At 70.9% G+C, this 16,018-nt stretch carries 21 protein-coding genes and 2 pseudogenes; 17 read left to right on the plus strand and 6 right to left on the minus strand.

All coding sequences use genetic code 11. The features are described from left to right. Positions 1–12: 12 nt before the first annotated feature. The gene (locus ABZO31_RS17400; RefSeq protein ID WP_406862151.1) at positions 13–522 is read right to left on the minus strand and encodes a DUF5994 family protein; all 510 of its coding nucleotides are present in this window, start codon (positions 520–522) and stop codon (positions 13–15) included. A gap of 664 nt (positions 523–1,186) precedes the next feature. Between ABZO31_RS17400 and ABZO31_RS17405 the strand changes: the two genes are divergently transcribed. The 5 genes from ABZO31_RS17405 (at position 1,187) to ABZO31_RS17425 (ending at position 4,060) form a co-directional block, all read left to right on the plus strand. Further along, positions 1,187–2,392, plus strand: a complete 1,206-nt coding sequence (locus ABZO31_RS17405) for a PP2C family protein-serine/threonine phosphatase (RefSeq protein ID WP_406862152.1) — start codon at positions 1,187–1,189, stop codon at positions 2,390–2,392. Between the two features lie 217 nt (positions 2,393–2,609). Further along, complete coding sequence (locus tag ABZO31_RS17410) at positions 2,610–3,164, plus strand: DUF5994 family protein (RefSeq protein ID WP_406862153.1); 555 nt, start codon at positions 2,610–2,612, stop codon at positions 3,162–3,164. Between the two features lie 4 nt (positions 3,165–3,168). Further along, entirely contained in the window at positions 3,169–3,378 is a 210-nt protein-coding gene (locus ABZO31_RS17415) for a hypothetical protein (RefSeq protein ID WP_382805002.1), read from the plus strand. 105 nt (positions 3,379–3,483) lie between these two features. Continuing rightward, entirely contained in the window at positions 3,484–3,750 is a 267-nt protein-coding gene (locus ABZO31_RS17420) for a hypothetical protein (protein WP_382805005.1), read from the plus strand. 37 nt (positions 3,751–3,787) lie between these two features. After that, positions 3,788–4,060, plus strand: a complete 273-nt coding sequence (locus ABZO31_RS17425) for a hypothetical protein (protein WP_319009453.1) — start codon at positions 3,788–3,790, stop codon at positions 4,058–4,060. 458 nt (positions 4,061–4,518) lie between these two features. Here ABZO31_RS17425 and ABZO31_RS17430 read toward each other — a convergent pair whose 3' ends face one another. The 3 genes and pseudogenes from ABZO31_RS17430 to ABZO31_RS17440 form a co-directional block, all read right to left on the minus strand. Further along, positions 4,519–4,941 (minus strand): STAS domain-containing protein, encoded by a 423-nt coding sequence (locus tag ABZO31_RS17430; RefSeq protein WP_406862154.1) that lies wholly within the window; start codon positions 4,939–4,941, stop codon positions 4,519–4,521. Positions 4,942–5,443: 502 nt separating this feature from the next. Further along, positions 5,444–6,718: a M23 family metallopeptidase gene (locus ABZO31_RS17435; RefSeq protein ID WP_406862155.1), complete on the minus strand. Its 1,275-nt coding sequence runs from the start codon at positions 6,716–6,718 to the stop codon at positions 5,444–5,446. A gap of 498 nt (positions 6,719–7,216) precedes the next feature. Beyond that, positions 7,217–7,423: pseudogene (locus tag ABZO31_RS17440) on the minus strand (site-specific integrase); the annotation flags it as partial. Between ABZO31_RS17440 and ABZO31_RS17445 the strand changes: the two are divergent. The 5 genes and pseudogenes from ABZO31_RS17445 to ABZO31_RS17465 all read left to right on the plus strand — a co-directional run. Then, positions 7,407–7,820 (plus strand): NUDIX hydrolase, encoded by a 414-nt coding sequence (locus ABZO31_RS17445; RefSeq protein WP_406862156.1) that lies wholly within the window; start codon positions 7,407–7,409, stop codon positions 7,818–7,820. The pseudogene ABZO31_RS17440 and the gene ABZO31_RS17445 overlap by 17 nt on opposite strands. Before the next feature lie 50 nt (positions 7,821–7,870). After that, the gene (locus ABZO31_RS17450) at positions 7,871–8,458 is read left to right on the plus strand and encodes a hypothetical protein (RefSeq protein ID WP_406862157.1); all 588 of its coding nucleotides are present in this window, start codon (positions 7,871–7,873) and stop codon (positions 8,456–8,458) included. Positions 8,459–8,987: 529 nt separating this feature from the next. After that, the gene (locus ABZO31_RS17455) at positions 8,988–9,197 is read left to right on the plus strand and encodes a hypothetical protein (RefSeq protein WP_406862158.1); all 210 of its coding nucleotides are present in this window, start codon (positions 8,988–8,990) and stop codon (positions 9,195–9,197) included. A gap of 26 nt (positions 9,198–9,223) precedes the next feature. Beyond that, positions 9,224–9,499 carry an Imm32 family immunity protein gene (locus ABZO31_RS17460; protein ID WP_406862159.1) on the plus strand — a complete coding sequence of 92 codons (276 nt, stop codon included), beginning with the start codon at positions 9,224–9,226 and terminating at the stop codon, positions 9,497–9,499. Between the two features lie 32 nt (positions 9,500–9,531). After that, positions 9,532–9,762, plus strand: a pseudogene (locus ABZO31_RS17465) (GntR family transcriptional regulator); the annotation flags it as partial. A gap of 152 nt (positions 9,763–9,914) precedes the next feature. Here the strand turns inward: ABZO31_RS17465 and ABZO31_RS17470 are convergent. After that, a complete protein-coding gene (locus tag ABZO31_RS17470) occupies positions 9,915–10,277 on the minus strand; it encodes a VOC family protein (protein WP_406862160.1) in 363 nt (120 codons plus the stop codon). A 128-nt stretch (positions 10,278–10,405) separates the two neighbouring features. On the opposite strand from ABZO31_RS17470, the gene ABZO31_RS17475 reads away from it, so the two are divergent. Then, positions 10,406–11,242: a helix-turn-helix transcriptional regulator gene (locus tag ABZO31_RS17475; RefSeq protein WP_406862161.1), complete on the plus strand. Its 837-nt coding sequence runs from the start codon at positions 10,406–10,408 to the stop codon at positions 11,240–11,242. Positions 11,243–11,451: 209 nt separating this feature from the next. Here ABZO31_RS17475 and ABZO31_RS17480 read toward each other — a convergent pair whose 3' ends face one another. Next, positions 11,452–11,976, minus strand: coding sequence for a DUF5994 family protein (locus tag ABZO31_RS17480; protein ID WP_406862162.1), 525 nt, complete (start codon positions 11,974–11,976; stop codon positions 11,452–11,454). Positions 11,977–12,223: 247 nt separating this feature from the next. Here ABZO31_RS17480 and ABZO31_RS17485 point away from each other — a divergent pair, with 247 nt between their 5' ends. The 6 genes from ABZO31_RS17485 to ABZO31_RS17510 all read left to right on the plus strand — a co-directional run bounded on the left by ABZO31_RS17485 (position 12,224) and on the right by ABZO31_RS17510 (position 15,987). After that, positions 12,224–12,496 (plus strand): hypothetical protein, encoded by a 273-nt coding sequence (locus ABZO31_RS17485; protein ID WP_406862163.1) that lies wholly within the window; start codon positions 12,224–12,226, stop codon positions 12,494–12,496. Between the two features lie 445 nt (positions 12,497–12,941). Further along, on the plus strand, positions 12,942–13,145 hold the full coding sequence (locus ABZO31_RS17490; RefSeq protein ID WP_265865143.1) for a cold-shock protein: 204 nt from the start codon (positions 12,942–12,944) through the stop codon (positions 13,143–13,145). A 386-nt stretch (positions 13,146–13,531) separates the two neighbouring features. Further along, positions 13,532–13,822, plus strand: a complete 291-nt coding sequence (locus ABZO31_RS17495) for a CBS domain-containing protein (protein WP_406862164.1) — start codon at positions 13,532–13,534, stop codon at positions 13,820–13,822. Positions 13,823–13,901: 79 nt separating this feature from the next. Then, the gene (locus ABZO31_RS17500; protein ID WP_406862165.1) at positions 13,902–14,198 is read left to right on the plus strand and encodes an SCO5918 family protein; all 297 of its coding nucleotides are present in this window, start codon (positions 13,902–13,904) and stop codon (positions 14,196–14,198) included. 357 nt (positions 14,199–14,555) lie between these two features. Continuing rightward, on the plus strand, positions 14,556–14,894 hold the full coding sequence (locus tag ABZO31_RS17505) for a MerR family transcriptional regulator (RefSeq protein ID WP_406862166.1): 339 nt from the start codon (positions 14,556–14,558) through the stop codon (positions 14,892–14,894). 577 nt (positions 14,895–15,471) lie between these two features. Then, positions 15,472–15,987 carry a hypothetical protein gene (locus ABZO31_RS17510; protein ID WP_406865383.1) on the plus strand — a complete coding sequence of 172 codons (516 nt, stop codon included), beginning with the start codon at positions 15,472–15,474 and terminating at the stop codon, positions 15,985–15,987. The last annotated feature ends 31 nt before the right edge of the window (positions 15,988–16,018 follow it).

Genomic DNA, 16,018 nt, shown 5'->3' on the forward strand with positions numbered 1-16,018 from the left:
CTTACCCTCTGATCAGGCCGACTCCCGCGGCGGGCCCGCCGACCCGGGCGGCTCGGCGAGGAGGATCTCGGCGGCCTGCGTGGCGTTGTCGGCGTCGACGGCGCGGGCCATGGCCTCGCGGGCGGCCTCCGGTGGTGTGTCCGGCGGGACGACCATCAGGGAGAAGTGGTCGTTCTCGCCGCGGGTGACCAGGACGGTGTCGTCGCCGACGGGGAAGGAGTCGAGGTGCACGACCCGGCCGTCGACCACCAGGCGGGTCGGGATGGCGTTCCAGGCGGAGGCGTCCAGGCCGACCCGGGTGACGGGTCCGAGGTGTTCGGTCAGGGCGGTGAGCAGCGACGGGAGCTCCCGCTCGACGTCACGTGAGCGCGGCCACCACGCGCCGTCCAGAAGGCTCTGCCGGGACCCGGTCGTCTCCATCCGGAGCAGCGCGGTGCCCGGCCCGACCGACCGGTGGATCTCGTCCGGCAGGAGGCGCGGGGGCGCCGGGACGTGGTGGGGGGAAACGTTCGCGTCGGTCATGGTGGTCCGCCCGTCCACGGGTGGTGCCGCTTCCGCCGGGTCGGTGCCACAGTGGACGCCGGGCCGGCGGGCGGGGCGACGGCCCCGCACTTTCACCGTACTCCGGGAGGACGCGCGGACGCGCAGCTCTCCGTCGGGGAACCGATCGGCTCCCGGGCTCCGGACGTGCCGTGGACGTATGGGGGCGTACCCGCCTCACTTCGGTCGCCCGGGCAGGCCCGGGGGGGGGGGGGGGGGGGGGGGAAGGACGGCGACGTCCTGGACCGCAACGAGCCGGACGCCGGAGCCCCGTCGCCGCCGGGGACGCCGAAGTCCGGATCGTCTCCGCCTCGACGGACGCCGCCCGCAGAGTGGCCGACACCCTGCGCCACCGTCTCGCCGACGGTCAGCGGTGCGGCTGACCCGCCCCGGGCAAGGGCACCCGCCTCCGCCTCACCGTCGACACCACCCGCACCGCCGGGCCGGGCCTGGCTGACCACCGGCCGTCCCCAGCGGGGCACCGGGCCCCACGCCGAGGGACCCTGACCGGGTAGCCGGAGTGGGCGGATGCGCGTGGCGGCCCCGGCCACTGCGAAGCATCCTGGAAGCCGCACCGCGATGCCGTCGGACCGGCCCGTCGGCACCGGTCCACAGTGTCGCCCCGCCGCCCGCCTGGAGGCCCCGGATGACCGTCGGACGGTACGAGGACGGGGATCCCGACCGCTCGGAGAGCTTCGGGGAGATGCTGCTGGGCGGGCTCCTGGACCACGCCCACGCACTGCCGCCCGACCGCGTGGGGCCGGCCCTCGCCGACGTCCTCGCCCGGATCGGCGGCCGGGATCCGCAGATCCTGCTCCAGGACTACGGCCAGCGGAATCTGGTCCCCCTGGCCGGGGACGGACTGGAGGACGGCGATCCCGTGCCCATCGACGGTTCGGCGGCCGGTCGCTGCTTCCTCACCTCGCGTCTGGTCGAGGTGCCGGTGGTCGAGGGGGTGCGGGTCCACGTCCCGCTGCTCGACGGCGGCGACCAGGCCGGCCTCCTGGCCGTCACCCTCGACGCGGTCGACAATGACACCCGCCGCCTCCTGCGCAGGCTCGCCGCCCTGGGCTCCGACATCATCCGGACCAAGAACGGCTACACCGACCTCTTCTTCCGCACCCGCCGCGGCGAATCGATGAGCGTCGCCGCCGAGATCCAGTGGTCGCTCCTGCCACCGCTCGCCATGACGATGCCCCGCGTCGCCGTCGCCGGAGTCCTGGAACCCGCCTACGACGTGGCCGGAGACAGCTTCGACTACGCCCTGAACGGCGACGTCCTCCACCTCGCCATGATCGACGCCATGGGCCACGGCCTGGACGCGGCGACCATGGCGACCGTCGCCATCGGCGCCTACCGGCACGCCCGCCGCACCAGCGTCGAACTGTCCGAGATCTACCTCTTCATGGACCGGGCCGTCGCCGAGCAGTTCGCCCCCGACCACTTCGTCACCGCCCAGATGCTGCGGCTCGACACCGACACCGGCCGCCTCCAGTGGGTCAACGCCGGTCACCCCGCCCCCATGCTGATCCGCGACCACCGCGTCGTACGCCGCCTGAACAGCCCCACCACCCTCCCCGTCGGCTTCGGTGGAGACCAGCCGCAGGTCAGCGAGGTGGTGCTCGAACCCGGGGACCGGATCCTCTGCTTCACCGACGGCCTGATCGAGGAACACGAGAGCGGGCAGGAGGAGTTCGGCGAGGACCAGCTGATCAACTGGGTGAACCAGCTGGACAGGGCGGACCGGGAGGTGCACGCGGTGGCGCGGAACCTGTCCCACACCCTCAAGCGGGCACGTGGCGAGGCCACTTCGGACGACGCCACGCTCCTCCTGGTCGAGTGGCGCGGGTGACGGAGGGACGTGCCCCGAGGTGAGGTCACCGACGCCGACCGGGCGGATGCTCCCGGCCCGGGAAATCGGCTGTACGGACACCACTCGTCCGCCCCCGGCGCGGAGTAGGCTGAAGGTACCGGGAGCAACTCGAACACCCGCTCCCACGCGGACGTCGTTTCCGGCGATCAAGACACTGGGCCGCCCTGCAGGGCGGCCCGGAGACGGGTCCGCGATCATGACCACCACCCTCGCACCCTCGCATTCGGCGCGCCTTTCGCTGACGCCGAAGACCACACTCGCCGGTCTCCTGGACGGCGCCTGGTGGCCTCGCTCGCGTGACCTCGCCGCTGAGCTTCCGCCCCTGGTCGACGCGCTGGAAGAGCGCTTCGGACGCATCACACGGGCCACGGTGAACCCCACCCGCTGGCCCGTCGTCCCGCACAAGGTCGCCGTCGCCGGGCACACCGTGCACGTCGGCTGGTTCACCGAACAGGATCCCGACAAGATGATCCTGCTCTCCTACACCGTCGGCCGCGTCGACCTGCTGGTGATACCGCCCGAGACCGAACCCGCCGCGGCCACCCGGCTCATGGCGGCCGCCGCCGTCCCCGGCAGCGTCCTCACCGCCGGTGTCCTGATGTCCGACGAAGCCGCGACCGGCCGCCGCATGCGCGTCGCCCGCAGCAGCGAGGACGCCTGGGAGACGGACGGAGGAGCCGCCCTGCCGCCCCTCCGGCACCCGGTCGTCGGCGCGCGGATGATTCCGCTGCCGAAGAACATGCGGTGGTGACGACATGGAGACCCTGATCGCACTCGCGGCAGTCGCCGTGCTGATCACGCTCGGCGCGCGCCTTGTCCACCGGCTCAACGCCCAGCACGACGCGCGCATCGCCGCCCGCCACTACAGTGACCCCTTCCCGGCCATCTTCCGACCGCCCGGTCACAGCCCCCGCACGCCGACAGAGCAAGCAGCCCGCCGCAGGGCCATGGGCACCTGGCCCTGACCGCTCCAGAGACCACTCCTCCGCCCGAAGGCCGCGGGTGGGGCACCCGACATCCGGGACAACCCACCCGCCGGCCTCTCGCTCATCCGTGAAGGGACCCGCCTCTTGTACCGCACCGACACCGCGGCCCTGCCCTCGGCCGGACAGGCCGAGATCCGCATCGTCGCCGGCACCCCCGAAGCCGCCCGCGCGGTCGCCGAGGTGATCCGCCGCTCGTTCGCCGGGACGGAACAGCGCAGCTACCCCGTCCTCGACGGCGGCACCCGGCTCCACCTCACCGTCGACACCGAAACCGCCGCAGAGCCCGCCCGCTCCTGGCTCACCACCAGCGGATCGTCCCCTCTCACCGGCACCCACGTCGACGAAGTCTGAGCGGAATCGGACCTTCACACGACGAAAGGACTCGGTCATGGCCACACTCCGCGAACGACAGGGGTACCGCGAGCGGGTCCTGACCGCCCTCTACGAAGCCACCGAAGGCAACCGCCTCCTCGGCATCACGGGACGGAAGCTGCGCAACGACCTGCGCATCCCGGAGGAAGACCTGGCCGCCGCCTGCACCTACCTCACCGGCGAGGGCCTGATCAGCGTCGACTGGGAACCGGGCAACACACCCGCGATGGTCTCCCTCACCCACCAGGGAATCCTCCGCATGGAGGCCGAAGAACAAGAGCGCGGCTGAGCCGGACCACCCCGACGTCCCGCTCTCGCCCGGCCCGCCCGGCCGAGAAGTCGTACGATTGAACACGGATCGAGCACGCTCACGTGTGACGATCCGGAAGGGCGGCCCCGACGGAGTGAATGCGCCGGGGCCGTTGTGACGACCGCCGCCAGGCCCGCGCACCCGGCGTCTCAAACGTGGCACCGGCAGGTGCGTCGGCGCCCGTCGTCCCTCGCGACGCCAGTCAGCGTCGGCCCGGAGATCCGCCGTCGGGGCCCGCGCGCTGTCGCGGGCCCCGACCCCTTCCGTCGTCTACTGCATGACGCAGAGGAGCGGGGGCGCCAGGCGGCAGTGGATCAGAGTCCTGCGAGGTGCGGGTCGCGGAGGCGGGGCGGGACGGCGGTGCCCTGGTTCGCGCGGTTCCCCGTGTGCGAGGAGAACCGCTGCGAGCATCGGAACGCAGGTCAGGAGCAGGAACGTCATGACCTGCCTGCCGTCGTCAGGGAGCCTGCATGGGCCCACTGCCGTCGTGCTGGTGCAACGGCGTTCAGAAGGTGCTGAACGGCCCGGGAGGGGTTCGCGAGTCTGAGACGGCGTCCCTGCTGGGGCCACCAGTCGAGGACGGCCAAGAAGCCGGAGTCGCAGAAGGTGACCCGGGAGGTGTCCAGGACGAGCCCGGTGCAGCCGTCGTCGGCCGCCGAGGCCAGCAGTGCCCGCAGCGGGGCGGCGCTGAAGTGGTCGATCTCTCCGGCGAGGCGGAGGACCAGGGTGGTGCCGAGGGTGGTGCAGAAGTCGACGACTATGACACCGGGCGCGGTGTCCGCGCCCGAGTCGTGCACGACGGGAGGAGCGGGGGTGGCGAGAGCGGCGGACAGTATCGGTGCGGCGCTTGAAGTACTCACGTCCCCATCAACGCCTCCCGCCCGGGGACGGGGAACGAGCCACGCGACCCTTTCACCCCATGTGACCAGCACTGATCCCCGACAAGGGGGAAAGATTCCACCCGAACGGGGCAGGCGGACGCCCATGATGCGACCGCTGTCCTCCGCAATCGCCGCGACCGCGCCCCGAGTGGGAGCGGCTGCGAGGGGGAGCGTCTCCCCGGGCACCCTGCCGACTGGAGACCTCTATGGACCATGGACTTCGACCGGAGACCCGTCGCGTGCCCCATCCGTGCCCTTCACGGCGGTGAACAGCGGTCACCAGGGGTGCGGGCGGAACCCCTCGGAACACCCTGCGAAGATGCTTGCCCGCAGGTCAGAGGCCATACTGGCGGCCGAGGCGTCGGTGATTCCCAAGCTTATAGCGCGGGTTCGATTCCCGTCATCCGCTCTTGAACGAAGCCCCAGGTCAGCGACCTGGGGCTTCGTCGTTGCCTTGACCGTCGGCGCGACCGGAAGCCGGTCAGAACTCCAGCACCTCGCGGTCGAGCGGATACCGCGCGCGGTGGGGGCCGTCGTACGGCGAGGGCGTGATCGGCAGGACGCCGGTGGGCTGCAGGCCCAGGTTGTCGTCCCAGATGCGGGGTTCGACCTGTCCGACGACGCGGAACTTCCGGAAGGTGAACGGCGGGCTGTCGGTCGGGAAGAACTCGGCCGTGGTCATCACCTGGAAGTGCAGGTGCGGCGTGGTCGAGTTGCCGCTGTTGCCGATCAGCCCGAGAACCCGGCCGGGTTCGACGCGGTCGCCTTCCCGGACCGTGAGCGAGCCGGGCTTCAGGTGGGCGTAGAGCAGGTAGCGGCCCGGCGCGACCTCCAGGGTGACGTGGTTGCCGACCGTCTCCTCGATCGGCGGGACCGGTGGGGTGACGGGCGGCGCGTTGTCCGGGATCCCGTCCTGGACCTCCACCACTCTGCCGCCGGCCGCGGCGACGACCGGCTGCCGGTAGCTCAGGTAGCTGGTGAGCCGCGCGGGGTCGCCTTCCCAGGTCTGTCCCCGCTCGCCGACCTTGTACCAGTCGATCGCGAAGCGCTGCGGCACGTAGAAGCGGCCGTTGATCGGGCCGAGGCCGCGGCGGTGGTGGGTGTTGCCGCAGCACGACTCGCTGGAGTACCAGGTGCCGGGGCGGACCGGCGCGTCCAGGTTCAGCGGCGTGGTGCGGTCGGTCGGGGTGGCCTGGACCGTCTCCTCGAACGGGGAGGAGCCCGAGGCGGTGAGGACGGCGCCAGAGAGGTGGTGCTCAAGGACCTTGGGCACGCGCTCGCCGCGGTCGAGGGCCAGGTCGATCCAGACGACCCACTGCTGGGAGCCCGGGATCACGGTCGGCGTCGGCCCCGGCGGCGCCGGCGTGTACCCGTCCGCACCGGGCAGGGGGTCGCCCACCGGATTGGCGGCATCGGCCAGCGCCTGCCCGCTCAGCGAGCCCACCACCCGGTGTGTGCGGGCGTCCCGGACCTCGACACGGTCCAGCCGCACCCGTGCGCTGCTGGGCAGCGCGTTCGTGGTGAGCAATTCGTACGAGAGGTGTGTCTTGCCGTCCGTGGCGTCGAACGGTGCCGGTTCGGTCAACACGGCCGCCGTCAACGGCGTGAACTGGGGGCCGGGCACCGGCGCGGCTTCGCCGGTGCCGTATCCGGGTGTCGTTGAAGCCGTCAGCATGCCGACCGCGAGCACGGCGGCGGCGAGACCGCGACGTAGCGGGCCGCGGCCGGTGCGGTTGCGAGGGTGGCGCTCTGCCATGGTGCTCTTCCAGTCGTCGGGTCCGGGACCGCGAAGGGCACCGGCACGCCCCGCGCCGAGGCGCAGGCTCATGTAATCCGGCGCCGCGGCGCTCCCGGCGCACAGCGCCGGAAGCAGGTGCCGAACTACACCCGTCCAGCCGCACCGGCCCGCCGAGCCTCGCCTCGCCTCGCGGATCCTTCGGGCCTCTATCGAGCGCCGGGTTCGTGACGGCCCGTGGTCAGCGGTCCCGCTCGGATGACCGCGGACTCCCCCAGGGGCCGGTGCGCGGTGCGTGCCCCATCCGTGCCCTTCAGGGCGGTGAACAGCGGTCACCACGGGTGCGAGCAGAGCCTCCCGGCAGGCCCGACGAAGGGGCTAGTCCGCAGGTCAGAGGCCGTATGGACGGCCAAAGCAGCGGTGATTCCCAAGCTTATAGCGCGGGTTCGATTCCCGTCATCCGCTCTTCCACGAAGCCCCAGGTCAGCGACCTGGGGCTTTTGTTTTGTCGAGACCTTTCTATTGGTCCCGTGCCAGATCCGTGCCAGATGCGGTGGTGCGCAGGGCTTGGACGCGATCATGGATTCCGGCCGCCACCTCGCGCTGCCGATCGAGGTTCGAGTGCTGGTAGATCATCGCGGCCTTCTCGGAGGACTGGCCGGCCCGCACCATCGTGTCTTTGAGCGTCGCGCCTGACTGCGTCGAGCGCTTGTGCCCTGAAGGTCGTGTGGCCGGGGCAGTCGTGCGCGAGGACGGCCGCCTTCTGGCGATCCGCCGAGCGGAAAACGGCACTTGGGAGCTCCTGGGCGGTGTCCTCGAGCTGACCGAGGCACCAGAAGCCGGCGTAGTCCGCGAGGTCTTCGAGGAGACGGGCATCCACGTCGAGGAAGACGAGCTCACCGGTGTCTACAAGAAGACGACCCGAGGCATCGCCGCCCTGGTCTTCCGCTGCAAGCCATCAGGCGGCAGCGAGCGCACCAGTGACGAGTCGACCGCCGTCGACTGGCTCACGCCCGAAGAGGTCTCCGAGAGGATGGCCGAGGTCTACGCAGTCCGCCTGCTCGATGCACTGGATGGGAACGGGCCGCACGTCCGGAGCCATGACGGCAGGCACCTCACCTAAGCCCGGTAATGCGGTGGCGAAGGCGCACGAAGCCATGTGACGGTTCGGTCATGGGCAATTCCAAGGCGTATGCCGTCCTCCAGAGCACCGACGCGGCAGCGGCGTACACACAGGCTAAGCGCCTGTGCGCGCTCCTGGCGGAACGCGATGACGAGGTCGGGCTCTTCGCCGAACTGCATACGGTCGCGGATGTTCGGCGCATGGCGGCGGTCCTGCCCAAGGCGAACTTCGACTATGTCGATACGCGCACCGATGCGGCGGGGGAGTTCGTCTGGTTCAACCTCGACGTTGCTGAGGCGGACGATGAGGTACTGGAGCAGCACCTCCCGCTGTCCCTCTTGGAGGACGCCCCGAGAGGGAGCGTAGAGGAGTGCTTCGTAGGGGCGCTCGGGCAGGGCATGGCCGCCGTCGCCTGGCACGGCATGTGGCCGGATGACCCAGAGTCGGATCTTTATGGGTCGGCGAAGTACGACGGGGTCCAAGTCGTGTTCCACGGACAGGACGCTCAATGGGACCAGTGGACCGAACATCACACCGTCTTCGTCCACGTGGGCAAGTTCGGTGACCTACCCCGGGCCCAGAAACTCGCAGCACACATAGGTAGCGAGGTCCTGGGCGAAGCACAAATCGGCTGGTGACGGGCAGACGGGCCGAGATGCCCGGCACGACGGCGCGGTAAGAGTTTCTTTACTTCATCAAGGCACCCGCCGCACACGGCGCGGCGCGTGCGGCCCGTCGTCCGGGCCGCCGCTCCTGTCTGCGCCCCGCTCCGGCCCGGCCGCACGCCTGACGGCTCGGGTTGATGGGCGGTGAGCCACGGGGATCAGGGTGAGTGCGCGAAGTGCGCGCCAGGGCGATGCCTCCGGCGGGGGCGCTCAGGCTCCGGGATGGCGGGGGCTCCGTGCACGGGTGCCGGCCGTAGAGGGCTGAAGCGGGGAACTCCCATCCCGTCTGCCATCGACCCAGGACAAGCCCAGCAGCCACGGCACCGGGCGTCCAGGTCGTTCGTACAGTGGCGCGCTCCACCTGGACGCCCGGCACCGCGCCCGCTCCACGTACGTGTGGGTCGACGGCAGACGGGATGGGAGTTCGGGGTGAGTGGTGGGCAAGGCCGCCAAGCCCGTGGCAGCTCCACCCCGGCCTTAAGGTCTCAGCGGGGAGGGACTGATGAATGACAAACGACGCTGGCTCTGGGGCGTGCTGATCCTCGTGTGGACAGTTGCGATGACGATCAAGGCCGCTATCTGGGCGATCACCGATCAAAATGTCTTCATGCGTGGCTTGGCGATCCTCGCCCTGGTGATCGCGGCCTTCGTTGCCGGCATGTTGGTTGCGCGTGCGAGGCTCCGTGGGCGGAAGCCAGAGGCAGCGGCATGACCCAAGCCCGGGACTGTGCCCTATCCGTGCCCGCCCCGACGGAGTCCACCCACGTCAGTGCCGTGGTGGAGGGCGCCGGACTGGTCTTCACGTGGGACGCGGACGCGCGGATCGAGGTGCGGAACCTCGGGCGAGAGGTGGTCATCGAGGCGAATGCTGCCGGCCTCAGCACACTGGCTGGGCATCTGCTGGTGCTGGCTGGTGAAGGTGTTCCCGATGGGGCACACCTCCACCTCGAAGACAGCAACGGACTGGAGGACGGGTCCGTTGGCTTGGTGCTGGAGCGCAGCGACGAGGAGTAGCAGCGCCGGCGCACGGCTCGCGGGCGGCGATGGGGCGAGCCGGGTCGGGGACGTACGTTGCGGAGCCACGGCAACGGGTCCGAATGGTTCGGTCCGCAGCAGGCGAGCAGCCTGACGGGTCGCCGTTCCGGGCTGCCATGAAGGCCGTTGGGCGGAATGGTGGATGGGAGAGCCGCACCGATGCGAAGGTGCCCGCGCCAGCGGAGATCGCCGCACGGCTCGGAATCAGTGTGGACGACGACACCGTTCGCGAAGGTCACGATCCTGGTGTCCGCCTCCATGCGGGTGTCCGTGACGAAGCCCGGCACCAGGCGCCGGTGCACGGCTCCGACGTCGCGCAGGGCCTCCCAGACGTTCTCCGGGGAGTTGTCGATCAGGAATTCCTTCTTGAGGTGGGCCATGTGCCCTCCTCCTTTCAGGCGTTGGTCGTGAGGCGGAACGGGTGTCCCTCGGGGTCCGTGAGGACGACCCACTGGTCCTTGCCGGGCTGGAAATCGGGCCTCGATGCTCCGAGGGCGAGGATCCGGCCGGCCGCCTCCTCCAGGTCGGCGACCGTGAAGTCGAGGTGGGCGTGCTGGGCATCGTCGGGCCAGCCCGGGGCCTGATACCCCTCGATGCGTACGAACGCCAGACCGGGCTGCGCCCCGCCGGCCAGGGCGGCGTAGTCCTCGCCGCTGTCGGTGATCTCCCAGCCGGTGACCTTGCTGTAGAACTCGGCGAGCCGAACCGGGTCGCCACAATCGATGACCACGGTGCTGATCTGCGCGAGAACGGACATGACGGCGACTCCTCGAGTGCGGTACGGGATGCTGTGCGACGCCCATCAGCCTGCTCGCCGCACCCCGCGCCGGTCTTGAAGATTCTTGCGGCGGGGCCGATGTCGGACCCCCGGCGTAGCGTCGAAGAGTGCTCACCACCACCGTCCTCGCCACCCGGCCCGACTTCCGCATCACCGCGGTGAGCTGCCGGGACGACCACTCCCGCTGGTCGCGGACGGAGGTGCGCGAGGACTACCAGGTGGTGCTCGTGCGGCGCGGCCGGTTCCGCAGGCAGGTGGCCGGCGCCCCGGCCGAGGTCGACCCGACGACGGCCTACCTCGGCGTGCCGGGTGAGGAAGAGCGCTTCGCGCACCCGGCCGCCCGGGGTGACGAGTGCACCTCGATCAGCCTGACGCCCACGCTGTGGCGGGTCGTGGCCGGTGAGGACGCCCGACCGGCCCGACAGAGCGTGTACGTGGACGCCCGCCTCGACCTGGCCCACCGCCGCGTCCTCGCGTCCGCCCGCACCGGCGACGTCGACCACGCGGTGACCGAGGAACTCCTCCGGTTGCTTTCCGCCACCGTCGGACAGGCCGTCGACGGAGCCGTACCGGCAGGCGTGCGCCCCTGCCGGGACGAGGGGCCGCTCGTCGCCGCGGCCCGGCAGGCGATCGGCGAGGCCCACCCCGCCTCCGAGGGACTGCTGCCGCTCGCGGAGCTCCTCGGCGTCTCGCCCTACCATCTGAGCCGCGCCTTCACCCGCGAGCTGGGAGTCTCTCTGACCCGCTACCGCAACCGGGTCCGCATCGGCCGCGCCCTCGACCGTCTGGACGCGGGCGAGGAAAGCCTCGCCACCCTCGCCGCCGATCTGGGCTTCTCCGACCAGGCCCACCTCACCCGGACCGTGCGCCACTACCTCGGTCACACACCGACGGCACTGCGGCGACTCCTCGCCCCGGGGCCCTTGAGGGGCATGGCCGGGTAGAGGACCCTCGACCAGGTCCGGCACGTGCCACTACGTGCCAGTAGGGACGGTGACCAGCGGTCGAGAAGGGGGCGGCGAACCACCTCGCCGCGATGCCCACCGCAAACGTTTTCCCAGCTCAGGCACTATGCGCCCCCTCAAGTGCCGGGAGATTCCGATTTATAGCGCGGGTGCGATTCCCGTCAGCGGCTCTTGAGCGAAGCCCCAGGTCAGCGACCTGGGGCTTCGTCGTTCTCCGGGGCGGTTCCGACCGCCGGGGCCGCGGGGTGGGGGAGTTCGGCGAGGAGGATCTCGGCCGCCTGGGTGATGTTGCCGGCGTGGACGGCGCGTGCCATGGCCGTGCGGGCGGCCTCAGGTGTCGTGGCGGGCGGGACGACCATGAGGGAGAAGTGGTCCTTGTCGCCCCGGGTGATGAGGACGGTGTCGTCGCCGACGGGGAACGAGTCGAGGTGCACCACCCGGTCGTCGATGACCAGGCGGGTCGGGATGCCGTTCCAGGCGGCGGCGTCCAGGCCGACCCGGGTGATGGGCCCGAGGTGCTCGGTCAGGGCGCTGACCAGCGGCGGGATCTCCTGCTCGACGTCACGCGAGCGCGGCCACCACGCGCCGTCGAGGAGGCTCTGCCGGGACCCCGTCGTCTCCAGCCGGAGCAGCGCGGTGCCTGGTCCGACGGCGTGGTGGACCTCGTCCGGCAGGAGACGTGGTGGCGAGGGAGGAACGCCTGCGTCGGTCATGGTCGGTCCGTCCGTCCGGGGGTGCCGCTGCCGCCCGATCGGTGCCACGGCGGACGCCGAACCGGTGGACGGGGCGACGCCCCGTTCTTTTTCACCGTACTCCGGGAGGCCGCGCGGACACGCCGCTCCCCGCGGAGGAAACGATCGGCGCCGGCGGCTCCGGACGTACCGTGGACGTACGGATGTATGCCGGGCCCGCTCCGGGCGTTCGCGGGCGGGGACTCCGGCAGGAAAGGACGGTGCCGCCTTGGACCGCAACGAGTCAGGAGCGGAAGCCCTGCCGCCGCCGGGGCACGCCGAAGTCCGCATCGTCGCCGCTACCCCGGACGTCGCCCGGATGGTGGCTGACGTCCTCCGCCACTGCTTCGCCGGCGGCGAGCAGCGCAGCTACCCGACCCCGGGCGGGGGTACCCGTCTCCACCTCACCGTCGACACCGCCCACACCGCCGAACCGGCCCGGTCCTGGCTGGCCACCAGCAGGCCCCGGAGCGGCACCGGACCCCACTCCGAGGAACCGTGACCAGCCAGGCGGAGCCCGACGGGCGCGCGTGGCGGCCCCGGGCCGTTGCGGAGCATCCGGGAGGCCGCACCGCGATGCCGTCGGATCCGGCCCATCGGCACCAGCCCCGGTTGTCACCCCGCCGCCCGCCTGGAGGCCCCCGCGTCCTCGTCGCGGGGCGCGGACGAATATCTGTGCCGGCGGGATGAGAATGAGAGCGGCGGCGCGGTCAGGCTTTTTGACGTCCAGAAATAGTGGCACCATCGTGCCGGAAATGACCGAGTCCGCGTGCTAGTCTCGATTTCAGTTGCAGTTGTGGTTCCCGAAGCTTCAAGTGCCCCCAGTCGAGCCCACCGGCCACTGGGAGTGCTTTTTTCGTCTCCGGTCTCTCCGGCGGGGTAATCATCACGGCGACACAGCATTCACGCAGTGTGGATGCCGATGAGCCCCCAGAAAGAGATAAGACATGAGCAGTGGCACCGTGAAGTGGTTCAACGCAGAAAAGGGCTTCGGCTTCATCGCGCAGGACGGTGGCGGCCCCGACGTGTTCGCCCACTACTCGAACATCGCCTCCCAGGGCTTCCGCGAGCTGCAGGAAGGCCAGAAGGTCACCTTCGACATCGCGCAGGGCCAGAAGGGCCCGACGGCCGAGAACATCGTTCCCGCCTGACGCTGACGCGCACGACGTGGCTGGGGCCCGCATCCCTCGGGGTGCGGGCCCCAGCCGCATTCTTCTCTCCGTCGACTCGGATTCCCTGTCCATTCGAAGCCGCCTTGGAATTCTCCTCGTCATTCCGTTTCTCCGGACATTCGCGACGACAACGACGGAGTGAGGCCGGGTGGATTCACGCCGGCTCCGTCGATCACCCACGCTCTCCACGGTGTCGACCTTCGCCGATCTCGACATGCCGAGACGATCGCTTGCCGCGCTCGGCGCCGAAGGCGGGGGCTCGGCGCGATACTTCCGACCCGTCACGCACTCCGGTTCCCGGCGCCGGCGGCCAGAACCTCCTACCCGGGGCCGACACTCTCCTCTTTCCCACCCAGGAGCCGCATGTGACATCGAATCAGGCGCAGCTCCACCCGGCGCGCACCGCCGCCGGCAGCCCGCCCGCGCCCCCGGCCGACGAGGCAGAGCCGCACGTCTGGGCCGACATGACCGTCGAGGTGGCTCTGGCGGTCATGAGCGGCGCACGCGCCGGACGCCTCATCGTCCGTGACGACGACGGCCGGCCCACCGGCCTCGTCACCCGGGCCCAGCTCAACGGCTTCCGCGCCACCTCCGCCTACACCGACCGGGTACAGCTGCGTGACTTGCGCGTCGCGGGCTCTCCGTCCCGTCCTTGACGACGCGGGCCGAGGCCGAGCACAGCCACGCACCCCACCCGTACCGGCCGATCCCGTCCCCCTTCTTCTGCGAGGTCCTATGCGCTGCGTCATCGCCCGCTTCCCGTTCGAGCTGACGAAGGACGGTGTCCTGGAGGCGATGAAGGGCGTCAGGCCCGAGCCCGTCACCGGCGAGTTCGTGATCATCGGGCGCCGTGAGTACCCCGCCATGCAGGTCGGCGCCGTCATCACCCGTCAGGACCGCCGCGACTTCAGCGCCCGCGAGGTCGTCCGTGCCATGACCCGGCTCGGCTTCACCTGCCGTACCCGGTCCGCGGCCACGGACGGCCCGGTCCCGCAGGCGTCCGCCCTGCCCGGCACGTCCACGGTGGTCTGACCCCGCGGCGGGCGCACCTCTCTTACGGGACGCGGGAACCGACTGCGTTCACGCCGACCTCCGGCTGTCGTCGGGCGGACGTCCGCCGTGATGCGGGCAGGCCCGGTATCACGCACGGCTCCGTGGTAACGGCGGTGCGGATCGGAGCATTACCCTCGGTGAAGGCGTCGGCCCCGACGCACACCGGAAGGTTGGGTGGAGAGCATCCGTGCCCGAGCGGACACGGCACCGCAAGGAGTGTGCCGGCGGGTGGCTCCGCGTGCGGACCGCCACCGGATCACGGTCCTCCTCGGGCGCTCTGGTGTCCGAAGGCGCCAGAGCGCAGGTCTCCTCGGCCCCTCCCTCAGAGAGGTGAGAATGACAGCAGACGATGCCCTCGGCCGTCTCGACGATGACGACTACCCCGCCTACACCATGGGGCGGGCCGCCGAAATGATCGGAACGACCCCCGGGTTCCTCCGCGCTCTCGGGGAAGCTCGCCTGATCACGCCGTTGCGTTCCGAGGGCGGCCACCGGCGCTACTCCCGCTACCAGCTGCGTATCGCCGCCCGCGCCCGGGAACTCGTCGACCAGGGCACGCCCATCGAGGCCGCCTGCCGCATCATCATCCTCGAGGACCAGCTCGAAGAAGCCCAGCGCATCAACGCCGAATACCGCCGCGCGGCGGCCGGGGGAGAGCCTCCGGCCGCGGGCTGAGCGCGCCGGCGCCCGAAGGAACTCGGGGCTTCTACCCAGTGGAGCAGGCGGCACCGTGGCCGGACCCGCTGTCCGACGCCATCGACCACGTGGTACCCATCGCTGCCGGCGTACCCGACACCTTGACCGGCGCGCAGTCGGCCCATCAGGGCTGTAACTGGCGGAAGTCGGGCAAGGACTCGATCGGAATCGTCCCGGAGGAGTTCATCCACCCCGCTGTAGCCGCCCGTTTCCTCGGCGATGGAGGCCCGCCCGGCCGAGCTGATCCATCCGCCCCGTCCGTGCCGGCGGAGAGGCTTGTCCGCAGGTCAGAGGCCATGTGGGCGGTCACAGCGGCGGTGATTCCCAAGCGCGCTTCGATTCCCGTCATCCGCTCGTGAACGAAAAGCCCAGGTCAGAGACCTGGGCCTTCGTCGTTGTCCAGACCTGTCCAGGCGTCACGCACCACCTGCCCCTGGCAGGGGGCCGAGCGATCGGGTGGTGCAGCGGGCGGGTTTGCCGGTGGGCTTCCATGCTGGAGGGAGGTTCTGTCGGCGGCGCCGCGGAGGCGGCGGTCGGAGATCTGCTGGAGGCGGGAATGCGCCGAACCGAGGACGTCGCGGCCCGGAGGAGTGAGCGGCGCGAGCACGCCGATTACACCGGTGCCGTCTACGGGTCCATGCTCGCGGCGTCCGTCGTCGTCGGTGCCGGCAGCCTGGGCCGATTCCCGCGCGTGGAGCTCATCGTGCTCCTTCTGCTCACGGGCGCGGTGTTCTGGGTCGCGCACGTGCACGCAACGCTGTTCGGCGAGCGGCTGGTGGAGCGGACCGCCCCGACCCGTCGGATCGTGCTGCGCGCTTGCCGGGACGAGTGGCCGATCCTCAAGGCGGCGATCCCGCCCGCCGTGGCGGTGGCGGTCAGTCCGCTTCTGGGTCTGGACATGGCCGGCAGCCTCTGGCTGGCGCTCAGCGTCGCGATCGCCGGTCAGGTCGGCTGGTCCGTGGCAGCCGCCCGCCGGGTCGGAGCCTCATGGCGCCAGGTGGGTCTCACCGCCACGGTCAACTTGCTGCTCGGCCTGCTGATCGTCGCCTTCAAGCTGCTGCTGAAGCACTGACACGGCGTGGACTCGATCGAGGCCGAGCGCA

This window comes from Streptomyces solicamelliae (assembly GCF_045348655.1).
GTDB lineage: Bacteria > Actinomycetota > Actinomycetes > Streptomycetales > Streptomycetaceae > Streptomyces > Streptomyces solicamelliae.

Excerpts from the sequence above, each read along its gene's own strand:
- ABZO31_RS17400 (WP_406862151.1), bottom strand. The coding sequence starts at position 522 with ATGACCGACGCGAACGTTTCCCCCCACCACGTCCCGGCGCCCCCGCGC.
- ABZO31_RS17405 (WP_406862152.1), top strand. The coding sequence starts at position 1,187 with ATGACCGTCGGACGGTACGAGGACGGGGATCCCGACCGCTCGGAGAGC.
- ABZO31_RS17410 (WP_406862153.1), top strand. The coding sequence starts at position 2,610 with ATGACCACCACCCTCGCACCCTCGCATTCGGCGCGCCTTTCGCTGACG.
- ABZO31_RS17415 (WP_382805002.1), top strand. The coding sequence starts at position 3,169 with ATGGAGACCCTGATCGCACTCGCGGCAGTCGCCGTGCTGATCACGCTC.
- ABZO31_RS17425 (WP_319009453.1), top strand. The coding sequence starts at position 3,788 with ATGGCCACACTCCGCGAACGACAGGGGTACCGCGAGCGGGTCCTGACC.
- ABZO31_RS17435 (WP_406862155.1), bottom strand. The coding sequence starts at position 6,718 with ATGGCAGAGCGCCACCCTCGCAACCGCACCGGCCGCGGCCCGCTACGT.
- ABZO31_RS17450 (WP_406862157.1), top strand. The coding sequence starts at position 7,871 with ATGGGCAATTCCAAGGCGTATGCCGTCCTCCAGAGCACCGACGCGGCA.
- ABZO31_RS17455 (WP_406862158.1), top strand. The coding sequence starts at position 8,988 with ATGAATGACAAACGACGCTGGCTCTGGGGCGTGCTGATCCTCGTGTGG.
- ABZO31_RS17470 (WP_406862160.1), bottom strand. The coding sequence starts at position 10,277 with ATGTCCGTTCTCGCGCAGATCAGCACCGTGGTCATCGATTGTGGCGAC.
- ABZO31_RS17480 (WP_406862162.1), bottom strand. The coding sequence starts at position 11,976 with ATGACCGACGCAGGCGTTCCTCCCTCGCCACCACGTCTCCTGCCGGAC.
- ABZO31_RS17490 (WP_265865143.1), top strand. The coding sequence starts at position 12,942 with ATGAGCAGTGGCACCGTGAAGTGGTTCAACGCAGAAAAGGGCTTCGGC.
- ABZO31_RS17500 (WP_406862165.1), top strand. The coding sequence starts at position 13,902 with ATGCGCTGCGTCATCGCCCGCTTCCCGTTCGAGCTGACGAAGGACGGT.
- ABZO31_RS17505 (WP_406862166.1), top strand. The coding sequence starts at position 14,556 with ATGACAGCAGACGATGCCCTCGGCCGTCTCGACGATGACGACTACCCC.
- ABZO31_RS17510 (WP_406865383.1), top strand. The coding sequence starts at position 15,472 with ATGCGCCGAACCGAGGACGTCGCGGCCCGGAGGAGTGAGCGGCGCGAG.